Origin of the sequence: Enterobacter sp. UCD-UG_FMILLET (assembly GCF_000762975.1) — a bacterium.
GTDB lineage: Bacteria > Pseudomonadota > Gammaproteobacteria > Enterobacterales > Enterobacteriaceae > Enterobacter > Enterobacter dykesii.
The window spans coordinates 1-524 of the sequence record NZ_JRJC01000039.1 but is presented as its reverse complement, the minus strand read 5'-3'; the positions used below and the strand labels follow the sequence as shown (position 1 = coordinate 524).

The window sequence follows — 524 nt, the reverse complement described above, 5'->3', positions numbered from 1 at the left end:
ACGCCTGCTCCCAGCCTTCGTCGTTCAGGTAGCCGCGCAGCGAAACCACCAGCGCGCCGCAGGCGTTGGCGAGGACGTTCAGCACCTCCACGCGCACGCCGGTCACCGTCAGGCCGTCGTCCAGCCGCGACGGAATGGCGTCGGTATAGACCGAGCAGCCGAGCGCGCCGTCAGTGAAGCAACGCTGGTCTGCAAACGCGGCGCGCACCTGCTCCAGCGCCTGCAGGGTATCCGTTCTGCCGCCCGCAATGTGAAACTCCTCCTCGGTGCCGACAATGACGTCGAAGAGGTGCAGCACCTCCTGCAGCTCGCGGGTGACCTTATCGGCGGCGATAAAGCGCGTTTCACCGTCGCCTAAGGCGGTGAGCCCCCACAGCACCGGACGATAGTCGATGTCCAGCACCGTGCGCACGCCGTGACGGCGGGCGTCGCCTAAGGCGGTGAGCCCCCACAGCACCGGACGATAGTCGATGTCCAGCACCGTGCGCACGCCGTGACGGCGGGCATAGCCCAGCGCCGTCAGC

Annotated in this window: 1 pseudogene; it reads right to left on the bottom strand. The window is 67.7% G+C overall.

The window, feature by feature from the left end:
• Window positions 1-524: pseudogene (locus tag LA04_RS19290) on the bottom strand (hypothetical protein); the annotation flags it as partial.